This window comes from Chryseobacterium sp. FH2 (genome assembly GCF_001045455.1).
GTDB lineage: Bacteria > Bacteroidota > Bacteroidia > Flavobacteriales > Weeksellaceae > Chryseobacterium.
On record NZ_LFNE01000004.1, the window covers coordinates 384440 to 409058 of the forward strand.

Annotated in this window: 23 protein-coding genes and 1 pseudogene; 16 read left to right on the forward strand and 8 right to left on the reverse strand. The window is 35.5% G+C overall.

What is annotated here, in order from left to right:
• The first annotated feature begins 20 nt into the window (after nt 1-20).
• From ACM39_RS08880 to ACM39_RS08925, 10 genes are all read left to right on the forward strand, one after another.
• Nucleotides 21-1043: a pectinesterase family protein gene (locus tag ACM39_RS08880; protein WP_048510669.1), complete on the forward strand. Its 1023-nt coding sequence runs from the start codon at nt 21-23 to the stop codon at nt 1041-1043.
• 39 nt (nt 1044-1082) lie between these two features.
• On the forward strand, nt 1083-2498 hold the full coding sequence (locus ACM39_RS08885; RefSeq protein WP_048510670.1) for a polysaccharide lyase family 1 protein: 1416 nt from the start codon (nt 1083-1085) through the stop codon (nt 2496-2498).
• Between the two features lie 60 nt (nt 2499-2558).
• On the forward strand, nt 2559-3815 hold the full coding sequence (locus tag ACM39_RS08890; protein ID WP_048510671.1) for a glycoside hydrolase family 105 protein: 1257 nt from the start codon (nt 2559-2561) through the stop codon (nt 3813-3815).
• 105 nt (nt 3816-3920) lie between these two features.
• Nucleotides 3921-5564, forward strand: coding sequence for a glycoside hydrolase 43 family protein (locus ACM39_RS08895; RefSeq protein WP_048510672.1), 1644 nt, complete (start codon nt 3921-3923; stop codon nt 5562-5564).
• Between the two features lie 26 nt (nt 5565-5590).
• A complete protein-coding gene (locus tag ACM39_RS08900; RefSeq protein ID WP_048510673.1) occupies nt 5591-7258 on the forward strand; it encodes a glycoside hydrolase family 28 protein in 1668 nt (555 codons plus the stop codon).
• Nucleotides 7259-7404: 146 nt separating this feature from the next.
• Nucleotides 7405-8316 (forward strand): alpha/beta hydrolase, encoded by a 912-nt coding sequence (locus ACM39_RS08905; protein ID WP_048510674.1) that lies wholly within the window; start codon nt 7405-7407, stop codon nt 8314-8316.
• 6 nt (nt 8317-8322) lie between these two features.
• On the forward strand, nt 8323-9291 hold the full coding sequence (locus tag ACM39_RS08910; RefSeq protein ID WP_048510675.1) for a pectinesterase family protein: 969 nt from the start codon (nt 8323-8325) through the stop codon (nt 9289-9291).
• 18 nt (nt 9292-9309) lie between these two features.
• Complete coding sequence (locus tag ACM39_RS08915) at nt 9310-10044, forward strand: rhamnogalacturonan acetylesterase (protein WP_048510676.1); 735 nt, start codon at nt 9310-9312, stop codon at nt 10042-10044.
• Nucleotides 10045-10190: 146 nt separating this feature from the next.
• The gene (locus ACM39_RS08920; protein ID WP_048510677.1) at nt 10191-10532 is read left to right on the forward strand and encodes a cupin domain-containing protein; all 342 of its coding nucleotides are present in this window, start codon (nt 10191-10193) and stop codon (nt 10530-10532) included.
• Between the two features lie 83 nt (nt 10533-10615).
• Complete coding sequence (locus ACM39_RS08925; RefSeq protein ID WP_048510678.1) at nt 10616-11515, forward strand: alpha/beta hydrolase; 900 nt, start codon at nt 10616-10618, stop codon at nt 11513-11515.
• Nucleotides 11516-11684: 169 nt separating this feature from the next.
• Here the strand turns inward: ACM39_RS08925 and pelA are convergent, their stop codons facing one another.
• Nucleotides 11685-12707, reverse strand: coding sequence for a pectate lyase (pelA, locus tag ACM39_RS08930; RefSeq protein ID WP_048510679.1), 1023 nt, complete (start codon nt 12705-12707; stop codon nt 11685-11687).
• 394 nt (nt 12708-13101) lie between these two features.
• Between pelA and ACM39_RS08935 the strand changes: the two genes are divergently transcribed.
• Complete coding sequence (locus ACM39_RS08935; RefSeq protein ID WP_131701434.1) at nt 13102-13863, forward strand: class I SAM-dependent methyltransferase; 762 nt, start codon at nt 13102-13104, stop codon at nt 13861-13863.
• A 998-nt stretch (nt 13864-14861) separates the two neighbouring features.
• On the opposite strand, the pseudogene ACM39_RS19610 reads toward ACM39_RS08935, so the two are convergent.
• Together ACM39_RS19610 and ACM39_RS08950 are read right to left on the reverse strand one after the other, a co-directional pair.
• Nucleotides 14862-15116: pseudogene (locus tag ACM39_RS19610) on the reverse strand (outer membrane beta-barrel protein); the annotation flags it as partial.
• A gap of 303 nt (nt 15117-15419) precedes the next feature.
• Nucleotides 15420-16163 (reverse strand): SDR family oxidoreductase, encoded by a 744-nt coding sequence (locus ACM39_RS08950; RefSeq protein ID WP_048510683.1) that lies wholly within the window; start codon nt 16161-16163, stop codon nt 15420-15422.
• Between the two features lie 156 nt (nt 16164-16319).
• On the opposite strand from ACM39_RS08950, the gene ACM39_RS08955 reads away from it, so the two are divergent.
• Nucleotides 16320-16628 carry a winged helix-turn-helix transcriptional regulator gene (locus tag ACM39_RS08955; RefSeq protein ID WP_228377086.1) on the forward strand — a complete coding sequence of 103 codons (309 nt, stop codon included), beginning with the start codon at nt 16320-16322 and terminating at the stop codon, nt 16626-16628.
• A 227-nt stretch (nt 16629-16855) separates the two neighbouring features.
• Here ACM39_RS08955 and ACM39_RS08960 read toward each other — a convergent pair whose 3' ends face one another.
• Together ACM39_RS08960 and ACM39_RS08965 are read right to left on the reverse strand one after the other, a co-directional pair.
• Entirely contained in the window at nt 16856-17617 is a 762-nt protein-coding gene (locus tag ACM39_RS08960; RefSeq protein WP_048510685.1) for an SDR family oxidoreductase, read from the reverse strand.
• Between the two features lie 92 nt (nt 17618-17709).
• Entirely contained in the window at nt 17710-18279 is a 570-nt protein-coding gene (locus ACM39_RS08965; RefSeq protein ID WP_048510686.1) for a Crp/Fnr family transcriptional regulator, read from the reverse strand.
• Nucleotides 18280-18470: 191 nt separating this feature from the next.
• Here ACM39_RS08965 and ACM39_RS08970 point away from each other — a divergent pair, with 191 nt between their 5' ends.
• Nucleotides 18471-19613, forward strand: a complete 1143-nt coding sequence (locus tag ACM39_RS08970; protein WP_048510687.1) for a serine hydrolase domain-containing protein — start codon at nt 18471-18473, stop codon at nt 19611-19613.
• A 117-nt stretch (nt 19614-19730) separates the two neighbouring features.
• Here ACM39_RS08970 and ACM39_RS08975 read toward each other — a convergent pair whose 3' ends face one another.
• Nucleotides 19731-19916: a hypothetical protein gene (locus tag ACM39_RS08975; protein WP_048510688.1), complete on the reverse strand. Its 186-nt coding sequence runs from the start codon at nt 19914-19916 to the stop codon at nt 19731-19733.
• A gap of 239 nt (nt 19917-20155) precedes the next feature.
• Between ACM39_RS08975 and ACM39_RS08980 the strand changes: the two genes are divergently transcribed.
• Both ACM39_RS08980 and ACM39_RS08985 read left to right on the forward strand, forming a co-directional pair.
• Nucleotides 20156-21109 (forward strand): YihY/virulence factor BrkB family protein, encoded by a 954-nt coding sequence (locus tag ACM39_RS08980; RefSeq protein WP_048510689.1) that lies wholly within the window; start codon nt 20156-20158, stop codon nt 21107-21109.
• Between the two features lie 83 nt (nt 21110-21192).
• Nucleotides 21193-22041 carry a transporter gene (locus ACM39_RS08985; RefSeq protein ID WP_048510690.1) on the forward strand — a complete coding sequence of 283 codons (849 nt, stop codon included), beginning with the start codon at nt 21193-21195 and terminating at the stop codon, nt 22039-22041.
• A gap of 149 nt (nt 22042-22190) precedes the next feature.
• Here ACM39_RS08985 and ACM39_RS08990 read toward each other — a convergent pair whose 3' ends face one another.
• Nucleotides 22191-23024 (reverse strand): phospholipase, encoded by an 834-nt coding sequence (locus tag ACM39_RS08990; RefSeq protein ID WP_048510691.1) that lies wholly within the window; start codon nt 23022-23024, stop codon nt 22191-22193.
• 23 nt (nt 23025-23047) lie between these two features.
• Complete coding sequence (locus ACM39_RS08995; protein WP_048510692.1) at nt 23048-23506, reverse strand: SRPBCC domain-containing protein; 459 nt, start codon at nt 23504-23506, stop codon at nt 23048-23050.
• Between the two features lie 554 nt (nt 23507-24060).
• On the opposite strand from ACM39_RS08995, the gene tssD reads away from it, so the two are divergent.
• On the forward strand, nt 24061-24447 hold the full coding sequence (gene tssD / locus ACM39_RS09000; RefSeq protein ID WP_048510693.1) for a type VI secretion system tube protein TssD: 387 nt from the start codon (nt 24061-24063) through the stop codon (nt 24445-24447).
• The last annotated feature ends 172 nt before the right edge of the window (nt 24448-24619 follow it).

Genomic DNA, 24619 nt, shown 5'->3' on the forward strand with positions numbered 1-24619 from the left:
TTAAATCAAATTAAAACTTTATGAAAACTTCCCTGTTTTATAAAAATTTTAAACTTTTTTCAATCTTAACGATAGTATTGTTAAGTCTTCTTTCTTTTAAAGCTAATAATAAAACAATAATAGTTTCCAAAGACGGAAAAGGCAACTTTACCACAGTACAACAAGCTATCGATGCTATTGAAAACGGTTCTTCCTCAAAAACAAAAATTTTAATTAAAGCAGGAATTTACAAAGAAAAGATTACTGTTCCAGAAACGAAAGGAGCGATTATGCTGGAAGGCGAAAATCCTCAAAATACCATCATCACTTACGATGATTTTGCATCAAAAAAGAATTCGGAAGGAAAAGATATTGGAACAACAGGTTCTTCAACAGTTTTTATTTATTCAAGTGACTTTACAGCAAAAAATATTTCCTTTGAAAACAGCTCGGGAAAAGTTGGGCAAGCCGTTGCTGTTTTGACCTCAGGCGACAGGATAATTTTTGAAAACTGCAGATTCTTAGGAAATCAGGATACTTTATATTTAAAGGGTTCTCAGGATTTAGCTGATAGAACAAAACCTTCAAGAAATTATTTCAAAAACTGCTATATCGAGGGTACAACCGATTATATCTTCGGAGCCGGAACAGCCGTTTTTGAAAACTGTACCATTTATTCTAAAGAAACAGCAAGCTACGTCACAGCTGCTTCTACTCCACAGGAAAATGAGTTCGGGTTTGTTTTTATTAATTCAAAAATCATTGGAAACGCTAAAGAAAATTCAGTCTATTTAGGAAGGCCCTGGAGACCTTTTGCCAAAACAGCTTACCTCGATTGTGAAATTAATTCAACCATAAAACCTGAAGGATGGCACAACTGGAGCAAACCCGATGCTGAAAAGACAACTTTTTATGCAGAATCAAATTCAAAAGGAACAGGAGCAGATATTTCGAAAAGGGTCTCATGGTCCCACCAACTAACCAAAGAAGAAAGAAAAAAATACACAATAGACAATATTCTCAAAGGAAAAGACAACTGGAACGTGAAAAAAAGTTTAAAATAATTTAAAACGAATCATCAAAAACACCAAAAATTTTCAATCATGAGAAAACACTTCACAGGACTATTCACGATAGGAATTTTATGTGGTATTTGCACTTTGGCAACTGCTCAGAATGTCATGAGTTTTCCCGGTGCAGAAGGTTTCGGAAGATACACAACAGGCGGTCGTGGCGGCAAGGTTTATTTGGTGACTAAACTGACGGATGATGGTTCGGAAGGAACTTTGAGATATGCTTTAAACCAAAAAGGGCCGAGATATATTGTTTTTAAAACAGGTGGAACTATTTATTTAGAATCACCATTAAAAATAAAAGAAGGCGACGTCACTATTGCCGGACAAACCGCTTCCGGAGATGGAATCACTGTTGCCAATTACGAAACTTTTGTAGCCGCAGACAATGTGGTTATACGTTACATGCGATTCAGAATGGGCGACCGGAAAAACTTTGAAGGAGATGCCTTAGGAGCAAGATTTATAAAAAATCTGATAGTCGACCATTGTTCGATGAGCTGGTCAACGGATGAGACGGTTTCCATTTATGTCAACGAAAATACAACCCTTCAATGGTGTGTGGTTGCAGAAAGTCTTAGAAATTCCGTCCATCAAAAAGGTGCTCACGGATATGGCGGAATTGCAGGTGGAAAATTTGCAAGTTTTCATCATAATATCTACGCTCATCACGACAGCAGAAATCCAAGATTGGGAGAATATGCAGGAAGTAAATTCGCCTTAACGGACCTTACCGATTTTAGAAATAATGTGATTTACAATTGGGGACACAATAATATCTACGGAGGAGAAGGAATGAATGTAAATATCGTCAACAATTACTACAAACCGGGTCCTGCAACAAAAACGAAACAAAGAATTGCTGCCATCGATAAAAATGAAAAGCCGGAAACAGAAGTTTATAATATCTGGGGAAAATATTATATCAACGGAAATGTGATAGAAGGAAGTCCGGAAGTTACAAAAGACAACTGGACGAAAGGTGTTTTTGCACAAATGAAGCCGTCTTACAATTTGACGGATAAAGATAAAAATTCCATAAAAATCAATCAGCCACACGATATTCAGAATAATGTGAAAACTCAGACCGCAAAAGAAGCTTATGAGAAAACTTTACAGATTGGAGGAGCAAGTCTGGTAAGAGATGCGGTGGATTTGCATGTATTAAAAGACATCAAAAACGGAAATTACACCTACCAAGGCTCTAAAGGAAGCACAAACGGAATCATTGATTCACAAAAAGATGTCGGCGGATTTCCGGATTTAAAGCCAGGAAAACCACTACCCGATTCAGATAACGACGGAATGCCCGATGAATGGGAAATTAAAAATAAATTAAGCCCCAAAATGGCCAACGCCAATGGAAGGGATTTAGATAAAAACTACGATAATATTGAAGTTTATTTTAATGATATTGTAAAGAAAATAACCGAAGAACAAAAATAATAACCATGAAAATTCTTTGTTAAATTCGGTAAAAAATAATCAACTTTAAAGTTTAGAATTATGAATTTCGTTAACAAAAACATAAAAGCATACGCTGTTGCAATTTTAGGTTCAGGAATGTTCTTAGCGTGTGCTCAAACTAAATCTGTAGTATCAAAACCTGCAACAGAAAATTCAAAATCAGGAAAAATAGTTCCTACCAACCTAAAATGGTCGGAAAGAATGCTGCTTTCCGAAATGCACCGTTTCCCGGAATCCTGGATGCTCGATTTCAGCAAAAGTACAAAATGGACCTATCCGTCAGCAATTGTTTTAGAAGGAGCCGAGCAACTGTACGCAAAAACAGGAAAAAAAGAATATTACGTCTACATCAGCGACTTTGGTAAAAAGCTGGTAAAAGAAGACGGCAGCATCCTGACCTACGAATTAGATAAATACAACATTGACCTTTTAAATAGTGGAAATGTTCTTCTTTATCTTTATGAAAAAGAAAAAAAAGAAAAATATTTAAAGGCATTAAAAATGCTTCGTACGCAAATTGAGGGGCAGCCAAGAACATCAGAAGGCGGTTTCTGGCATAAGAAAATCTATCCAAACCAGATGTGGCTGGACGGTTTGTACATGGGACAGCCATTCTATGCACATTACACCAAAGATTTTTCAAAAGGCACAGAAGCTATAAAGGCGTATGATGATATTGTTTTGCAGTTTGATTTAATTCAGAAACATCTGGTTGACAAAAAAACAGGATTACTGTACCACGCCTGGGACGAAAGTAAAGAACAGGCTTGGGCAAATAAAGAAACAGGACAATCTCCCAATTTCTGGGGAAGAGCCATGGGCTGGTACGGAATGGCAATGGTAGATGTTTTAGATTTTTTACCTAAAGATCATCCCGGAAGAGCGAAACTGATTTCATACCTAAAATCTTATACCGATGCTGTCATCAAAGTTCAGGATAAAGAAAACGGACTTTGGTATCAGGTTTTAGATAAGGCAGGAGAAAAAGGAAATTACACGGAAGCTACGGCTTCATCAATGTTCGTTTACACAATCATAAAATCTGTAAACAACGGCTATCTTCCAAAATCTTATAAAACTTATGCTAAAAAAGGCTACGACGGAATCATCAAAAACCTTATTTCTGTAGACGAAAACGGAGTAGTAAATTTAAATAAATGCTGTGCAGTGGCAGGTTTAGGAGGAAAACCTTACAGAGATGGTTCTTATGAATATTATGTGAATGAAGAAATTCGTTCAAATGATGCAAAAGGCACAGGACCATTCATTTTGGCGAGTTTAGAATTTGAAAAATAGTTAATAAACATTCAGCCTTTGCTACCTTAAAAATCAACAGCATTAATTTAAAAAAATCTTTGCGCTCTTTGCATTAAAAATCTAATACAGATTAAAAATCTGATTATGAGAACAAAAAAAATTTTAAATATATTTTCAATCACAATTTTTTCTATTGCATCAAATTATTTGAGCGCCCAAGAAAAAAACTATGTTTCCGAAGTCTGGACTGCCGATCAGGGAAAAAATTATAGAAATCCTATTCTGTACGCAGATTATTCGGATCCGGATGCCATTCGTGTGGGTGAAGATTATTATATGACGGCTTCAAGCTTCAATGAAGCTCCGGGATTACCGATTCTTCACTCAAAAGATATGGTGAATTGGAAATTGGTGAATCATGCACTTCCAGACGTTCTTCCAAACGAACATTTTTCGACTCCAAAAAGAGGTGACGGAGTTTGGGCACCAAGCATCAGATTTCATAAAGGTGAATTCTACATTTACTGGGGTGACCCTGATTTTGGAATTTATATGGTAAAAACCAAAGATCCTCTCGGAAAATGGGAAAAACCTGTTTTGGTGATGGAAGGAAAAGGTTTAATCGATTCTTGCCCGTTTTGGGACGAAGACGGAAATGCCTATTTAATTCATGGCTGGGCAGGAAGCCGTGCCGGAGTGAAAAGTATTTTGACAATCAATAAAATGAATACTGAAGGAACGAAAGTTTTGGATAAAGGTATTCACGTTTTCGATGGTCACGATGCACATCCAACCGTTGAGGGGCCGAAAATATATAAAAGAAATGGCTATTATTACATTTTTGCACCGGCAGGTGGTGTTGCTACAGGTTGGCAATTGGTGTTAAGATCGAAAAATATTTACGGTCCTTACGAAGAAAAAGTGGTACTGGAACAAGGTTCAACAAAAATAAACGGACCTCACCAGGGAGCTTGGGTAGATACGCCTTCCGGTGAAGATTGGTTTTACCATTTTCAGGATGTGGATGCAGGCGGAAGAATTGTTCATTTACAGCCGATGAAATGGGACAAAGACTGGCCAATTATCGGAATCGACAATAATAAAAACGGAATCGGTGAACCGGTTTTAACCTATAAAAAACCAAATGTTGGACAAACTTATCCTGTCATTACCCCCCCTGAAACGGATGAATTTGACGGTGAAAAATTAGGTTTGCAATGGCAATGGAGTGCCAATGAAAATATCATCTGGTCTTCCAAACTTCCCGGACAAAAATTTTTGAGATTATTCTCAATAAAAGTTCCTGAAGGGGAAAAAAATCTTTGGAACGTTCCTAATTTATTAACCCAAAAATTCCCGGCTCCGAATTTTGCAGCTTCAACAAAAGTTAAATTAACTCCCGAAGAGGCCAAAGAAGGAAAAACCGCAGGTCTTTTAGTGATGGGATTAAACCATGAATCCATTGTGATTACAAATAAACCTGACGGATTTTATTTACAATTAAGAAGAGCTGAAAAGGCAGATAAAGATGGTGAAGAAAAGATTTTATTTGAAACAAAATTAAAGGGAAATGAAGCCTATTTAAAAGTAAATGTCACCGAACCGAATGGTTTATGTCAGTTCAGTTACAGTGAAAACGGGAAAAATTTCACAAAAGCAGGTGACTTTTTTCAGGCAAAACCAGGAAAATGGATTGGTGCTAAAGTAGGTTTATACAGCATAAGTACAGCAAAAGCACCTCGTGGCGGATATGCGGATTTTGATTGGTTTAGAATTACTAAAAATTAAAAAATAACTAAAATTCAAAAAAATTAATGAAGAAGTCTCTCAAAGTTATCGGTTTAGTAAGTACAATTATGTTTTCAGGGCACATGTATGCTCAGAATCTGGATATTTATAAAAATATTGAGTTTAAAATGCCTCAGGTTGCAGAAACATCTTTTGCGGCGAACACGGTTTCCATTACACAATATGGTGGCGTTGCAGGCGGAAATGTAAAAAATACAGAAGCTTTCAAAAAAGCAATAGAAGATCTTAGTAAAAAAGGTGGCGGTCAACTGATTGTTCCTCGTGGAATGTGGTTGACAGGCCCAATTGAATTAAAAAGCAATATTAATCTTCACGTAGAAGAAGGTGCTTTCATCATTTTCAGTAAAGATAAAAACGATTATCCTTTGGTTGACGTAAGTTTTGAAGGGTTAAACACTGTTCGTTGCCAATCTCCGATTTCCGCAAAAAATGCAACCAATATTGCTATCACAGGAAAAGGTGTGATTGACGGTAGTGGTGATGTGTGGAGAGCCATCAAAAAAAGTAAAGTTTCAGAATCTGAATGGAAAGAAATTGTAAAATCCGGCGGAATTTTATCTTCTGACGGTAAAAACTGGTATCCGTCAGAAAGCTATAAAAAAGGATTTGAAAGCAGTTCAAACTTTAATGTTCCTGATAAAATTTCTAAAGAAGATCTGACAACCGTAAAAGATTTTCTGCGTCCGGTAATGGTAAGCCTGGTAGGCTGTGACAAAGTTTTGTTAGATGGCCCCACTTTCCAGAATTCACCAGCCTGGAATCTTCATCCGCTGATGTGTTCTAACGTTATTTTAAGAAATCTTACTGTTAGAAATCCTTGGTTTTCTCAAAACGGTGACGGTATAGATTTGGAATCTTGTAAAAACGTTTTGATTTATGATAATACTTTCGATGTTGGTGATGATGCAATTTGTATTAAGTCAGGGAAAGATAAAGACGGAAGAAAAAGGGCAATGCCTACCGAAAACGTCATCATTAAAAATAATGTCGTGTATCACGGTCACGGAGGTTTTGTCATAGGAAGCGAAATGTCCGGCGGAGCAAGAAATATTCATGTTTCAGACTGTACTTTCATCGGAACGGATATTGGTCTCCGCTTCAAAACAACCCGTGGAAGGGGCGGAATTGTTGAAAACATTTACATTAAAAATATTGATATGATTAATATTCCAACGCAAGTAATTGGATTCAATATGTTTTATGAAGGAGCTTCACCCGTGTTGGAAGACGGACAGAAACAAGAAGGTAATAAAACACCTGAAAAGATGTATCAGGTAACAGAAGAAACACCTATTTTCAGAAATATTTTCTTTAAAAACATCACCGCAGTTAATTCTTATGAAGCAATTACGTTGTTCGGGCTAGCCGAAATGAATCTTAAAAATATTGTGATTGAAGATTCTCAGTTTGACACGAAAAAAGCTTTGACAATCGTAGATGCAGACGGAATCCAATTAAAAAATGTAAAGCTGAAATATGCTGAAGGAACGGGAGCAACAATTTACAACAGTAAAAATATCAATCTCTCATCAGTAAAATTCGAATCTGCAAACAAGCCCTTTGTGAAAGTTTTAGGAAATAAAACGGGAGCAGTATTGTTGCCGAAAGAAACCATATCTGATAAAAGTTTGCTTTCTATCGGGACGGACGTAGCTAAAAATGCGGTTAAATAATGTATCAATTATTTAAACCATTAAGGTAGATCAGGTTGTTAAGAAATATTTAAGCTGCTTTGCTTTATGATAAATCAGAATGATTTTCTTAATTAGCTTAACTTCTTAAATCATCTTAATGGTTCAAGACTTAAAAATTTGATAACATGATTTTTAACAGAAAACATACTTATATTTCTATTTTTTTTGTAGGGACAATGGCATTCGGACAGATAAATCGTCCGAATGCCAGTCCTTACACCAACGAAGGGACTTTCGAAAAATTCAAGAAAAAATATCCTTTTGTCACTCCCATTGACCGACCTGTTCCGCAAAATATTGGAATAGATAAAGATGTAGAATATACCAACATCAACGGACTTTCCTTAAAAGCTGATGTTTACTATCCACTTGATACCTCAAAAAAATATCCGGGAATCGCGATGGTTCATGGCGGCGGATGGATTTCAGGGAGTAAAGAAAATGAAAAATTCATGGCAATGGAATTAACTTCAAAAGGCTACGTTGTCATTGCTATCGGTTACCGGTTAGCCGATGTGGCAAAATATCCTGCCGGAGCCGAAGATATTGAAACAGGTATTCAGTGGTTAAAGAGAAACCACAAAAAATATCCCTTAAACAAAAATAAAATGGTGGTTCTGGGTGAATCTGCAGGTGCACAAATTGCTACTTTGGTCGGCGTTAAGAAAAAAAATAAACTGCAGGCTATCGTCAATGTAGATGGTGTTGTTTCTTTTATTCATGAAGAGTCAGGCAAAGAAGGAACTTATGATGCATATTGGCTCGGTTATCAACAAAAAGACAAACCGCAAATCTGGAAAGAAGCCTCACCTTTGGAATATGTGGATAAACACACTCCTCCTACCCTTTTCATCAACAGCTCACAACCGCGCTTTCATGCAGGGAGAGACGATATGATGAAAAAATTAAAGAGTTATCATATTCCGACTGAGTTTCATGAAATTAAAGACTCTCCCCATTCGTTCTGGTCGGCAGAACCCTGGTTTACAGAAACATTGAATTATACTTTGGATTTTTTAGATAAAGTTTTAAAATAGATTTTCATGAAAAAATTATTTTTAATTCTGTTCATTTCAATGGCTCAGTTTCTTTTGGCAGGAAATGATCCGTACATTAAAATTACTGTTGCCAAGGACGGAAGCGGAGATTTTACCTCCATTCAAAAGGCAATAAATTCAATACGGGATTTGGGTCCGGCAGAAGCATTGGTATATATTAAATCAGGAATATATCATGAAAAAGTGGTTATTCCGTCTTCGAAACATAAAATTATATTAAAAGGCGAAGATAAAGACAATACCATTATCACCAACCATGATTTTTCAGGAAAATCAGATTCGTTTAATGAAAAAATGACGACTTTTAATTCCTATACTTTATTGGTGATGGGCGATGATATTAAAGTCAGTAACGTGACGATTCAAAACTCTTCATGCAACGAAGGACAGGCAGTTTCTCTTCATGTGGAAGGTGACCGTTTTGTGATTAAAAATTCAAATATTTTGGGTTGTCAGGATACAATTTATTCCGCAACCAATAACAGCAGGCAATATTTTGAGAATTGCTATATCGAAGGAACAACGGATTTTATTTTCGGACAGGCAACGGCTGTTTTTAAAAATTGTACAATTAAGAGTTTAGCCGATTCTTACATCACCGCAGCTGCAACAGAAGCTGACAAAAAATATGGTTTTGTCTTTTTCGACTGTAAATTAATTGCTAAAGAAGGCATCACAAAAGTCTATTTGGGAAGACCTTGGAGACCGTACGCCAAAACAGTTTTCATCAGTACCGAGATGGGAAAACACATCCTTCCAGAGGGCTGGAATCCCTGGAAAGGAGACAAAATGTTTCCTGATAAAGAAAAGACTGCCTATTATGCAGAATTCGGAAGCAAAGGTGAAGGCGGAAATATTTCAAAACGGGTAAGCTGGTCTCATCAGTTGGCGAAAAAACACCTTAAAAGTTATACCATTGAAAAAATCTTCGATGACTGGAACCCCAATAAATAATCTAATAATAAATTTAAAATGAATAAAAAATTTACCATACTGTTTTTGTTTTTGTCAATAATAACATTTGCGCAAAAACCAACTTTATTCCTAATCGGTGATTCTACCATGGCAAACAAAGAAAACCCGGATAAAAATCCTGAACACGGCTGGGGACAGGTTTTATCCCAATTTTTAACAACAGGCATTGAAGTTCAGAATCATGCAATGAACGGCAGAAGTTCAAAAAGTTTCAGAACAGAAGGAAGATGGGACAAAGTTGAAAAGCAGTTGAAAAAAGGGGATTTTGTTATCATTCAATTTGGACATAATGACCAGAAAATGAAGGACTCTACCAAATTTACAAACCCTTACACCCAGTATAGAGCCAATTTGGAAAGATACGTGAATGAAACAAAAGCAAAAGGAGCAACTCCGATTCTCATGACTTCCATTGTGAGAAGAAACTTCAACGAGAACGGAGTTTTGATTGATACTCATAAAGAATATCCCCTGGTGGTGAGAATGGTGGCCAACGACTTGAAAGTCCCTTTTGTAGATATGCAGTTATTGACGGAACAACTGGAAATTTCTTACGGTCCGGAAAAATCTAAACAGCTTCATTTGCATTATAAGGAAGGTGAAGTTGCATATTATCCAAAAGGAAAAGATGATGATACCCATTTATCTAAATTAGGAGCAGAGTCTGTTGCAAAACTGGCTTTAAAAAATTTGAAGAGTTTGAAAATTGGGTTGGAAAAATATATTAAATAAGTTAAAGCATTAAGTCGAGAAGAATCTTGTCATTCATAACAAAGTGGAATCCAGTAAAGAATCTACTTTAATTTAAACAAATCTTTCCTTTCGAAATGAAAGAGTGTCGGTAAATAATTTACTCTAAAAAATTAAAAAGCAACAGAATGAAATTCAAAAAAGAGCCGTTCTTCGACGGCAATTCCGAGTGGGAAGATTTAGAAGAAGGGGTCTCCAGACAGATTGTCGGATACAATTCCCAGGTAATGATGGTCATTGTAAAATTTGAAAAAGATGCTATCGGAGCTTTGCATCAGCATTTTCATTCACAAATTACTTACGTTTCTTCGGGAAAATTTGAAGTGACAGTAGATGGTGAAACAAAAGTTTTACAACAAGGTGACGGATTCTTTGCGCAGCCCAATATTTTTCACGGCGTGAAATGTCTGGAAGAAGGACAATTGGTCGATACTTTTACGCCGTTTAGAGAAGATTTTCTTAAAGATTAATTTATCATTTCAACCCTCACAGATCTTAAAATCTATGAGAGTTAGGAAAATATATTTTTACAGTAATCACAAATTAAAAAATCATGAAAACATCTGTTTTTATCTTAATTTTCTTCTTCACTCAATTATCCGCACAGGAAAAAATCATGGTTTGGCCGAAAGGCCAGATGCCGAATTCCAAAGGGCTGTCCCTAAAAACCGAAGAAAAAGAAGGTAGGATTGTACAAATAAAAGAAACTGAGCTTTTTGCTTTTTTACCTCCCAAAGAAGAAAGAAAGCAGATGGCGGTCATCGTCATTCCCGGTGGTGGATATTATAAGCTTACCTATGATCTGGGTGGTTTTCAGATTGCAAAATGGCTCAATACACAAGGAATATCTGCTTTTGTTTTAAATTATAGATTGCCTACTTCTCCCGATTTGAAACAAAAAGAGATTGCACCGCTTCAGGATATTCAGGCAGCTATAAAATATCTCAGAAAAAATGCTGCACAATATGGCATTGCCCCGGAACAGATTGGCGTAATCGGAACTTCCGCAGGTGGACATTTGGCAGCAACGGTGAGTAACATTTCTACAGATTATACAGAATTAAAAGGCGATTGGGAAAATTTCTCCACTGTTCCAGATTTTGCCATTTTAGTTTCTCCGGTCATTGATTTGGGTGAATTTGCACATATTGGAAGCCGAAATAGTTTACTTGGGGAAAATGCTTCACCGGAAAAAATCAAAGAATATTCCATGCAGAATCGGGTGACGGAAAAAACTCCGCCTACCATTTTGTTTCATGCACAAAATGATAAAACAGTCCCTGTAATGAACAGTATTCTGTATTATGAAGCAATGTTAAAAAATAAAGTAAAAGGTGCAATGTTTATTTTCCCGGAAGGGGAACATAAAATCGGAATCACCAACAAATCAGAATTGACTGATAACTGGAAAAAATTATGTTCAGATTGGTTGAAAATGATAGGCAATAAGTAATTGGTTATGAGCAAAACCAAGGTTTTGATTTTGATATGAAGACATTCGGGGCTATACTTTTGAAACTAATTAGCTTTCTGCAAATAATCAAAATAATTCCCGCAGATTTTATAAATCTGCGGGAATTATTTTGATTGCTTAGTCTATTTTCAACTATATTAGTAATAAACTATTGATATATTTTATTTTTCTGAAGCCATTTAGGATACTCAGTATTAATCAGCTTTTCGGCGTGATCAATGTACCAGCTGTAACCGTTTCTTCTTTCTTCGGAAACGTCATTGTAATTATATTTTACACTTCCGTCGCGGTCGCCGAAAATAGGCCTGTTGGTGTTAACATCATAAAATCTCGCCCAAATCACGGAGCTTTTGTCCTCCGTTAAAATTCTTACCGTCTTTCCGTTTTGCTTAGCAACATTGTAACTGTATCCTTCAATTTTATTTTGTTTAAACCAATTTACAGCTGATTTTATAGCTTTTTCAATTTCCGGGGTTACAGATTGTATCATTAAAAACCGAACAATTCCCACTGACTCCCCAGTTGCCAGAGAAATAGGTTCAAAAGCTCTTGCTTTATCAGGCTGTAAGGTAATTTCATTATATTGATCAGCCCATATTGTTGGAATTCCCTGCTGTAAGACCTGTGTTTTTAAAATACACTCTATTCCTTTTTGTACTGCAATTTTAGACTTTTCCTTCAATTGCGGATCCACTACATCAAAATCATTTTTGCCTTCCGCAGTATTATACAAGACTGTCAATGCATTGATCATAGCGTTGTCATTATATGTTATCTGCTTTCTGTAAAGCCCTGTATTAGGATAATATTGAGGGAACCCTCCGTTTTTATACTGCATCATAAGAAGATAGCTGATTCCTCTTTCTGCGGATTTCAGATATTCTGCATTTTTTGTAGTGGAATATGCTTTTATCAGGGCATTAATTTCTCTTGATGTTGCATTATTATCAATCGTTGCATGGTCGTCTCCTGTAGCTTTTATCGTTTTAAGAAGGGTTTTATCAACCGGAACATTGTAATTAACTACAGATTTATCATTAAGCTGTTTTCCCCAGCCCCCGTTCGGGAGCTGATACAGCAGTATTTTTTCTGCTAAAGTATCTTTTACCTGAGCAAAGAAATATCCTGAAGCCAAAGAAAAGATTGCGATTGAAATTTTTAATTTTATCATTTTTATTTAAATTTTATTATCAATGGATTTGTAACTATTTCAGAAATATAATTCTTCCAATCTTTCAGTGTCTGGTCTGTCCGTTTTTCTGTTATGAAAGCCCAACTTAATAAATACTTTTCCATATAAAGAAGCTTAATGCAAACGATTGCACAAATTAATGCATGAGATAAAATTTTTGCTATTAAACCTATCTGCTTTCAACATCAAAAATAAAGATTTTCTTCCAACTATAACAAATTTAATTAAATACTCTCAGCTGTTTTTTAAATATACTAGATTTTTAAGGCGTATGAGGAAGTTCTAAAGATTAATTACGAGCATAATTTGCGAGCAATGAAATTTGTCCAGTAAAAATCTTAAATTTGGTATAATAAACTTAATACAGCAACCCATGGATGCACTTGATACCACCAACCGTTTCTCGCACAGAGCAGATAACTATACGATGTACCGCCCTGAATATCCCGAAGACATTGTAACTTTTCTGGAGCAAACCACCGGACTCAATAGCAATTCCGTTATAGCGGATATTGGTTCTGGGACTGGTATATTTTCAAATTTATTATTGAAGGCCGGTTATTCTGTAAACGCAGTGGAGCCTAATGAGCAAATGAGGTCTTCTGCTGAAATAAATTTACAAAAATACCCCGGATTCGCCAGCATTGAAGGCACTGCCGAAAAGACTACCCTAGCCGATAGCAGCATTGACCTAATTACCGTAGCACAAGCTTTTCATTGGTTCCGCCCACAAGAAACAAAAACAGAATTTGAACGTATTCTAAAACCCTCAGGCCACATACTTCTGGTATGGAATATTATGCAGTCAGACACACCGTTTTTAAAGGATTATACAGCATTGAAGGAAAAATATTCAGAGAAAATAAAACATGAACACCGCGCTGATCTGCAACGCATACAAAATATTTTTTACCCCTCTCCTGTCACAACACAAAATTTTAGACAAACACAACAACTTAATGAAGAGGGCTTAAAAGGACATCTCTTATCTTTTTCCACTATACCCCTTGCCAATGAACCTAGGTATGAGGAAATGATGGTGAAAGTAGCCGACTTATTCGATAAATATAACAATAACGGATTTATAAGCATGGAATATGAAACCAAGTTATTTTTAGTGTCGCTTTCCAAATAAAAGAAACATGGAAGAGGTTTGAATGATACACTAATTTTTTCCTTTCGTTATAATATTAATTAATAGAACATAAAAACATCGATTGCCTCAAGAAATATTAACCGTTTATCTTTACATATTGTGAAAGATGTTTTTTGAGAGCCTTGAGATCTTTCTTTTTAAGAAGATTTAGCCTAACCCGCAATTTGCTCATTTTTCCGTTTTCTCTTTTTAAACTAATCAATAAAAGCGTTCCCTTCAGGGAAAAACTTTGCAGTGAATGCAAAGGAAATTCGATGACAGGCAAGACACGTTTGGTTATAAAAGGACGATAACTTTTTACACTCAAAACCATTCCTGAACTTTCTATCTCCAGAATCCTAACCCTTCCAAGCATAATACACAGAAATATAAATACAGCAGACAAACATAATAGGTTCTTATACCAATGAATATGAAAAATGTAGCAATAAATTAATAATGAAAGATTAGTAAGTAATAGTAAAATAATAGTTGCAAAAGAGAGCTTAGCGGTCTTTTTGTTATCAATTTTTAACAATGGTAATTTATTTTTTTGAATTAGTATTAGAATATAATGAAATTTGAAGTCTACATATTTTTTCCAAAATATATACGCTATTTCATTGTAAAATAATAAAAAGCAAATAAACGAATATTTATATTTTTAAATTATGACTCCAATCATATTATCCACTATTTTTATTGAAAAATAGTATAATTTACATCAAATTATAAAATTAACGTTAATATAATACAATTATGTTAAAAAATAAATAACAAACATTTGACAATCAAAAAAGTAACTATTTTTAATAAAAATAAATTTAAAAAGTTCGAGTTAATCGTATAATTGAAGTTGTTAGTTTTTACATTGGAAAAGATCAGACATAATATTATTCATATTTTGATAAAAAGCCTGTTATTGTACCATGATATCAGCAGTGTCTTACCTTTGAAACTTCTACTTTATCATGATGAGCCAAATATATTGATTCAGCTCAATTCGCAAGATCGTTGTTATTGATTTTCCTTCTTGTGCTTTTTATTTCTTCATTTAGTTTCCCGAATTTATAAGTAATATTAATTCCAAAGGCTCTGTAGTAATCTATTATGGAATTATTTTGGTAGAAATTGGTTCCGACGGTTTCTGTTAGGGCTTTACGGGACTTATTAAACGGATTATTGATGTAAGCCGAAAAAGAAAGGTTATCACACAAAATGTTTTTGCTAAAACGGAAAGATGAGCCTGTGAATGCATTGGTGTATTTTGTAGTCCCGCAGGCATTTTGCTGTTGATCTCAAAATTATAACTTATGCTCCAATTCTTTTTCAAACTGATAATTGGCTGACAGATAGATGTAATAGGTAAAACACTATTCTTTATTTCAACACCATCTACATTTCCGTTGATGAGGAAAATTGCGGAATTTCCGTTAATTCCTAATATGAGTTTTTTTGTAACAGGATAATTCAGGTTGTATTGTTTGATTAAAAAGCTATTATCAAAAAGCCGCAGATCTTTAGTGAAGTCTGCGGCAAATTTTTGACAATTCTGGTTATTTTAATGCATAGCCAATGTAACCCCCATCCACTAACAATTCTGTTCCTGTAATAAAACTGGCATCGTCAGAAGCTAAAAACAACACTGTTTTAGCAATTTCATCAGGACTACCCATTCTTTGTAAAGCAGTAGCGGCTGCGAAAATATCCTTAGACTCCCCTCCCGTAGCCTTATCAAAGCCAGGTGTTTCGGTAGGCCCCGGGCTAACAATATTAACCCTGATTTTTCTTTCGGCTAATTCATTCGCAGCAATCTGAGCGATCTTATTCAGTGCCCCTTTTGTAGCGGAATATACACTAGCTCCCCTATTTGTAGCTGTAGCTACGGTTGAGGAAGTAAATAAAACAGATGATCCGTCTGCAAGATGTGGCAATAATTTTTGTAACGTAAAATAGGCTCCTTTTACATTGGTATTGAACTGGGCATCAAAATCAGCTTCCGTCGTTTCGCCGATCGGTGAGAATGTTGCGATTCCCGCATTAAGGAAAAGAACATCCAGTTTATTGCCGCTTTCCGCAATGGCATTTTCCAGTATCGAAATTTCTTCCAGTTTTGAGGTGTCAGAAACTATGGTTTTCAATTTTGAGCTGCTTATTTCTGAAGTTGCCTTTTCAAGATTTTCTGCATTTCTTCCGGTGATCCAAACATCTGCTCCGGCAGTAATAAATGCTTTGGCAGTTGCCAGACCGATACCCGTAGTCCCACCTGTTATAAGTACATTTTTGTCTGTAAAATTCATTGTAAAATATTATTTAGTTGTTTGACCCTGCAAATATAAACCATGTAAAGTAATTTTAGTAACTTTGTAACAAAAAGTAACAGTAACATTTGAGTAACAAAGTAACTTATGGAAGATATTACATGCCAGCAGAACGATACCAACCAAAAACAAATCATGGCAGTCCACGACGCGATGGACGTACTGAACGGAAAATGGAAAATATCCATTATCTCATCAGTCTGTTATTATAACAAACGCCGGTTTTCCGATATTTTAAATGATGTTACAGGTATTTCCAACAGAATGCTGAGCAAAGAGCTGAAAGACCTGGAAATGAACAAACTGATAAAACGTACTGTCATGGATACGCAACCCGTAACTGTTTTGTATCAGCTCACAGAATATGGCATGACACTTAAGGCTATTATCGACCATCTGGCTGATTGGGGTGTGAAGCACCGGAAAGTCATCATCGGTGGATAAAACCAATATTTTCTAATCAAGAAGACTGCCGATACCCAACGGGGAAATATCGGTTTTCTTTTTGAATAGCCTATTGAACGACTGAATATTCAAATTCTAATTGGCAGACAATCTCCTTCACGGAAAGATCGTAATGGAAAAGGGAAAACAGGTTGCCATCGAAAAAGGTGAGTTTTTAAACACACCTTTATAAAATACTTTGTAGGAAAACCCTAATACATCAAATCCTACCAGGGAATTTCGCCGGTTTCCGGATTCGTCTCTTCGCAGAAAAACTTTCCGGTCACACCATCGTTATGGATTAAAGCATATTTTATGATCCGCTTTCCAGCCTCTTCAACGGTACCTGTTCCTCTGTTGTAATTTAGATCTGTTTTAGTAAATCCGGGACTTACAGCATTGATCTTAAAATTAGTGTCACGCAATTCATAAGCCAGATTGACAGTATACATATTCAAAGCCGATTTTGATGATAAATAAACAGCTCCTTTATGATTATAATATTTGTAAGAAGGAGCACTGTGCAGGGTGATTGAGCCCTGGCTTGAGCTTACCATTACAATTCTTGGCTCTTCCGATTTTTTAAGCAGATCCAAAAATGCCTGTGTTACTCTAATTATACCGTAAACATTGGTTTCATATACTTCTTTAAATATTTCAACACTTGTTTCGGCCGCGGTCTGCGGAATCACATTTCCATTAATATCCAGTTTTACACCGGTAATTCCTGCATTGTTGATCAGCACATCTAACATATCCGTTTTCTTTCCAATCTCTGCTCGGGCATTTTTTACAGATTCGTCGTTGGTGACATCAATCTGAATGGCTTCCACGCTGGCCAGACCTTCAGATTTTAATTTCTCAACAGCCTGTAAGCCGTTTTCAAGGCTCCTGCTTCCGAGATACACAAAAAAACCTTTTTGCAGTAATTGTTTCGCTGCCTCAAAGCCAATCCCTTTATTAGCTCCTGTTATCAATGCTTTTTTCATTTTTGTTGATTTAACTTTAACTGTGCAAAATTGCTTCAATTAAAAATAAAGCCATTTACCATTTGGTAAAAAGTCAATTTTACCTGTACATTTTAGCGGATATTTTTCCTGATCCTGCTCAGTGATTGCTGTGTAACGCCCAAATAAGAAGCAATATAAGACAGCGGAACACGATTGGTAATAGTTGGAAACTTTTCTAAAAATATAAGATACCGTGTCGTGGCATCTTCCGAAACCAAAGGACTTCTCCTGTCCAGCTTTTCCAGTAGTGTTTTCTGAATAATTTTATTGACGATACCATCCCAGCCGATAATAGTATTGGAAAGTTCTTCCCAGTCTTTCCGGGAAAATACCAGCAATTTACAGTCTGTCACTGCCTGAACGTATTCGGAAGCCGCGATCTTTGCTTCAAAATGATGCCAGTCGACAATCAAATGATTTTCATCTCCAAAATATTTGGTGATTTCCTCTCCTTTGTTGCTGTAATAGCAAACCCGAAGCACCCCTTGCAAAATAAAACCGACCCGGTTCGGAATTTTTCCTGCTTCGGAAAAATAATCGTCTTTTTTTAATTCAAGCTCAGCGGTTTTACCTGTGATCAATTCGATCTGCTGATCGTTCAGATTCCCGAATTGCAATAAAAAGTCTATCAGCTGTTTCATCCTGCCAAATTAGCTAAAATGCTCTATATTAGATTTATCATTTGGTAAAAAATACAGCCATTTTAAACACAAAAGGCCACAATGGAACAACCCATATTTTTTTATGTTTTCACTAATAATTATTATCTTAATGGTACGTTATAATAATGTGCCCATATTTAAGATATCATCAATATTAAAAAAATATCTTTATGAATCATCTGCTGAAAAAACTATTTTTCCTCATCTGTATTTTTTGCTTTCCAGGAATAAAAGCCCAGGATCTACCCTCAATTTTTTTAGATGTCGCCAATGACAATCCACTTAAAACTGAACTCGATAAAGCAATCAACAGCAGTGCGAGATCATATTTTAAAGATCAGAAAGCAGTTGGTTTATCCATAGGAATATTACTCAACGGGAAAGCCTATTTTTATAACTATGGGGAAATGGAAAGCGGAAAAAAAATGTTGCCTGCCAATAATACGATCTATGAAATAGGCTCCATCACCAAAACATTTACGGGAATAGCATTGGCTCAGACCGTATTGGAAAAAAAGATTAATATTCAGGATGATATCCGCAAATATCTAAAAGGAGAATATCCAAACCTGGAGTATAAGGGTCAGCCTATAAAAATGGTAAACCTTACCAGCCATACCTCAAGAATTACCCGTATTTTTCCTAATAATTGGGAAAGAGATGATTATATTCCCGAAAATCCGTTTGCTAACTATTCCAGGGAAATGTTTTTTGAAGGATTGCATCATATGAAGATGGATACTCTTGCCGGGACAAAATATGAATATTCGAATATGGCGGTAGCGTTATTGGGAACCATTCTGGAAGATATAAATCATCAAAGCTATTTCACACTTATCAGAAAACAGATATTAGAGCCTCTAGACATGAAAAACACTACTATAGACCTCTCAAAGGCTGATAAAACAATGATTGCCAAATCTCATAACGAAAAAAAGGAAGTGGTTCCTTATTGGGATTTGCCTGCTTTGCCTGCAATGGGCGCTTTGCGTTCGACCACCGCAGATATGGTTAAATATATTGAAGCCAACAATAAAGACTTCCTGCCAGGTATGAATCTATCACATCAATTTACATTTGCGGGGAGTGAAGGAGATATGGGATTTAACTGGTTTATACACAAAACTCCTGAAGGAGTTACATATTACGAACATACCGGCGGAACCGGTGGTGCAAGAAGTTCCCTTCAATGTTTCCCTCAAAGCAATTCAGGTTTTATCATTCTTACCAATAGCCTGGCCAATCGAAAAATTCTGGAAAAGGAGTTGAACAAATTTATTATGAAATCATCTTTAAAAGAGAAACAACAATAGTTAATTAGGTTTTAGAAATAGAAAATGACTGAATTTTCCCTTTTTTTAATAATCATACCAATAGCTTCCAAATTCTATATTACCCATATTATTTTCCTTTACCATTTCAATTCATACTTAGGCTTCATCCTTAGTATTCTTAACCAGACCAATACCCGAAGAAAAAAAGATCAAACCTAACACACCTATTACGGCCAGTGTTGTATATGCTGAATTTTTATTGATCAATTCGTATCCTGTATAAATTAAACCTGCAATACCTAAAACAGTAAGTATAGTTCCAAATGTGCGTTTTACGTTCATAGCATTATTTTTATATTAAGTTAAGCAACTATCATACCTTTTAGATTAAACCATTCCCAAAATTATTATTCATTTTAATCCTGGAAAGCAAACTAATAAAAATTGATTCTCATTCCTGTCAACAATCACCTTATTTCGAAATATTCTAAAAATTGGCAAAAATATTGCTAAGATTTATAAGTATCTATATTTCTATTTTCTTCACAAGTTTAAGGCTATAAACGTAAATTACAACAGAGATGGTAAAGAATATTAAATTTTTTTGGGAAGTTTTAAAAGAAACTTTTATAGAATGGAATAAATCATCGGCCTCTGATAATTCAGCAAGTCTGGCCTATTATGCTATCTTTTCCATTCCGGGACTGCTAATCATTATCATCTGGATTGCAGGATATTTCTTTGGCCAGGAAGCTATACAGGGAGAAATAAGTTCTCAAATCAGCGGGCTAATGGGCTCAGAGACTGCTAAAAGTGTAGAGGGTATGGTTACAGGAGCCTTAATTGATAAAGAAAATATTATTATGAAAATTGTAGGTATTGGATCACTTGTATTTGGTTCTACAACCTTATTTTTTCAACTGCAGAAATCATTAAATAATCTCTGGGATGTAGAAGCTGCTCCCAAAAAAGCGTGGGAAAAGTTTATCCTCGACAGAGCAAACTCATTGGGAATGATCCTTATATTAGGTTTCTTACTGATGATTACCATGATACTGTCATCAGCAATAAGTTTATTTAATAATTTCATTACCAGATATTTTGGAATTGAAACCTATTTATTTATTGAGATTATCAATTTTGGAATCGGCTTTGGAGTCGTTATGCTCTTATTCTCCCTGATGTTTAAAATGCTTCCTGATGTTGAAATAAGCTGGAAACCCGTCTGGAGAGGCGCATTTCTTACTTCTATACTTTTCACAGCCGGAAAATTTCTACTGAGTTTATATTTTAGCGAATTTAAGCCTACTTCTACTTTCGGAACTGCAGGAACAATTATTTTAATTATGCTGTGGATCAATTATTCCTGTATGATCGTATTTTTTGGTGTTGAATTCACGAAAATTTACAGCTATAAAAAAGGCTATAAAATTGTTCCCTCAAAACATGCCAAATGGAATAGCGCAAAACTGTATGAGGAAGAACACGAAAAAAATTCTGATTCCTATAAACCTGACAGTAAAACAACAAAATAGAACCTATTCATACTCGGGAATATTTAAATATTAATACCTTCTTAGAACTATGTAACCTTTTCGGTAAATACTAAATAAAAACCATGAACAACTGTCAAAACGTTTTTAAATTAATTTTTAGTGCTATATTCCTGCCTTTTGTATGCTTCGGGCAACAAAAAGAGCCCCATCAGAGATATTCACTGTTTAATCCCGTTCCGCCGGCTCTTATGAGGGAAATGGAAACCGATCGCCCTGACGTGACTGAATCTCCTTATACAGTGGATGCAGGACATTTTCAGTATGAAACGGACCTAGTAAGGCTGGTTAAGGAAAAATCTGACTTACAGAAAACGAGCACTTTACTAATCAACCAGGCCAATCTAAAGATTGGAATTACAGGAAGTACAGCAATACAGATTGGTTTCCAGACATACGGCTGGCAAAAGGAAAGGGAAATTGCTACAGGTTCTGAAGTAGCCAGTAACGGAATCGGTGACGTAACGCTAAGAATTAAACAAAACTTAATAGGAAATAATCACGGGGATTTTGCATTGGCAGTATTACCTTACGTCAAGTTTCCAACTTCGAAATATGATGAAGAAAGCCGCTTTGAAGGTGGACTAATTGTACCCATGTCATACAAACTTCCCAGAGAATGGAAGCTTGGATTACAATTGGAAGTTGATAGGCTCAAAGATCTGGATCAACAGGCGATGCATACTGAGTTTTTACAGACACTGACCCTAAGCCACCCATTATTAAAAGGTGTTGATGGAATCGCTGAGACGTATTATACCTATGATTTTAAAGCCCATGAATTATCTAATTTTATCAATGCTGCGATTCAAATGGAGGTCGTAAAAGACTTTAAATTGGATATCGGAATTAATTATGGAATACAAGATACCGCAGCAAAACATTATTTTATTGGTGCGTCTTATCGTCTTTAAAGCGTAGATTATTTTGAGCAGACAATAAAGTGGTAAAAACGGAAATCGTGGATCACCAAAAAGAAATTTCATGGAAGAATTTTTAGCTCATGAATATGATGATTTAAATTTTCTTTGTGAACAAGACGGCGATACGTTTAAAGTATACTTTACTTATGTTGCTGAAATAACCATTTTGGAATTGCTTCATTCAGCAACAATGGAATGGTTATATTGTCGTGGTTCAGCTCTGAATAACTGGTAAAAATGATCTTTTTCCCCTCTCTGAGTTTTCCGAAAAGTTCCGCGCTTCCATTATATGGATTGTCCGTATCTTTTTCTCCGTGTATAAGCCAGATATTTTTCTTTTTTAATGTCTGTAAATTTGAAAAATCGGGAACTGCGGCAATTGAAACCAATGCCGCAAATTGTTTCGGTTCCATGCTTAGCATATTCTGAGCTGTAGAAGCCCCCATTGAATATCCGAGCAGGTATACCCTGCCGGTATCTATATTGGTATATTCTTTTTTCAGATCTGTAATCAGCTCCAATAAGCTACGAACCTCTTCTGATGGTTTTGAAATGGATATACCATTTTCATTTTCTGCGTAATTGGAAGAACGTTCACTGAATTGCGGCACCAGAACAAAACATTTATATTTTTCATAAACCCCGTTTCTGATCCAGATTCGTGATAAAGGTTCCAATTGCTTCTCATTATCATTTCCAATGCGAGTGGAATTGTGCAGAGTAATAACCAACGGATATTTTTTGCTGCTTTTATAATCCTTTGGTAGTAAAAGGCGGTAAGGCAATTCTTTATTTCCCCTTGTATATATTCGCCTTAGAAATTTATCTGTTGAAAGATTGTTCAGCGTTGCCTTTGTTTGTGCAAATGTCAAGCTATCAATCATCGTTTTATTATGGTTTTGTATTTGGGCAAATGAAAATTTTGCAGCAAGCAAACATAACGTGAAGATGATGTATTTGATTTTTTTATGCATGAGATTTTTGGTTTTTCGTTTTATCAGTGGTTGCGAATATAATCAGCCAATTTTTCAAGTGATTGTTCTGTTCCCGTTTCGTTATCTTTTGGATTGATACCTTCAGGAATATTCCTGAAAACGATTGTCACTTTTGTTGAATTTTTTTCGTTTTCCTCCAGGCTTACCTCCATGATCATTTTATCTGTGAATTCTTTTTTATCTGAGTGGAAATTAATAGCCTGAACAATTTTTTCATAGGGTTTGAGTTCAATAAATTCTGCGGAAAAACGATCTTCGTTGCCAGAGGTTTTGCCTCGTGTATTGCTGTCAATATAAAAAAGTGACATATCGTATCCCCCACCCACTTTCAGGTCAAAATCATGAATTTCACCTTTCATATTGTTAGGTGCAAGCCAATTTTCCAACGCTTTTTTACTGACAAAGGCTTTATACACCTTTTCTCTTTCTGCAAAAATTATTCTGGAATTTGTTGTTGACATAGATTTGATGTTGATAGCTAATTTACAAAATAGATGATTTCATCAGCTTAAAAATAAATGGATTATTGCAGTTTTGAAGTTTACTTTGATAGTACCGGATTCCCACCTGCGCGATAAATACCACAAGATGTAGAAAATTGAAAATCGTGGCTGAATTTTTTTTAAATCTATATCCCAACCTACTGTTTTGAAGTTAAAAAAGAGAACAAAAATTTACAAAAGCACTCAAAAATGTCTGCGTAAATCAACAAATTTTGATTTTTTTTTCATTTTTTTCAGTTCCACAAAGCCCATAAATACTAGATTCTGTTTTATATTATGTTAAATAACAGCAGTTTACGCCAACAATTTTAATCAAAACTGATTTGTGTAATAAAAAAATAACATATATTTAACATTACTAAAAAACACAAAACTATGAACCCTCTCACTCATTATCCAAAACGGTAAACCAATCCGTACATATTCATAAAAGCACTATTCATTTTTTATAAAGTGAATGTAAAACTTTTCTGTTATCCTCAATTAAAATTAACACTAACCAATAAAAACACATGTCCTTTTTATCCAAATTAGAATTAGACGGCAACACCTACAATATACTAGAGTGTACATACAAGTTTGTCCAGCCGGTTAATGAGTCCGGAAAGCCGGATGGCATCCCCGTTGGCGGAGAAATTTTCATCAAAATAGAGAGCACCGGAAAATCCGACCTATTAAACTGGATGCTGGATCATAGCCTGGTAAAGAACGGAAAAATCATTTACTTCCGCAGAGATGCCATGAGCAGACTTCAGGAACTGACCTTTGAGAAAGCTTACTGCATCGAGTTTGCAGAACATTTTAATGCCAACAACAATCAACCATTGCTGATAGAAATGAAGCTGATTGCCAAAAAATTTAACCTCAACGGAACTGTCCACGAAAAACAGTGGAAATAAGAAAATAAATTACTACTCAAATTAAAAAAAACAAATGAAACATGGAAAATAACGACAACGATCTTGACCTTGATGCCGCTTTCGGCACGTCCAAACCCTTTGAATACTGGCTGAACGACCCCACCAATCCCATCGTATACTGCCTGCTCCAGCTCGACGGAAAGGATTTCCT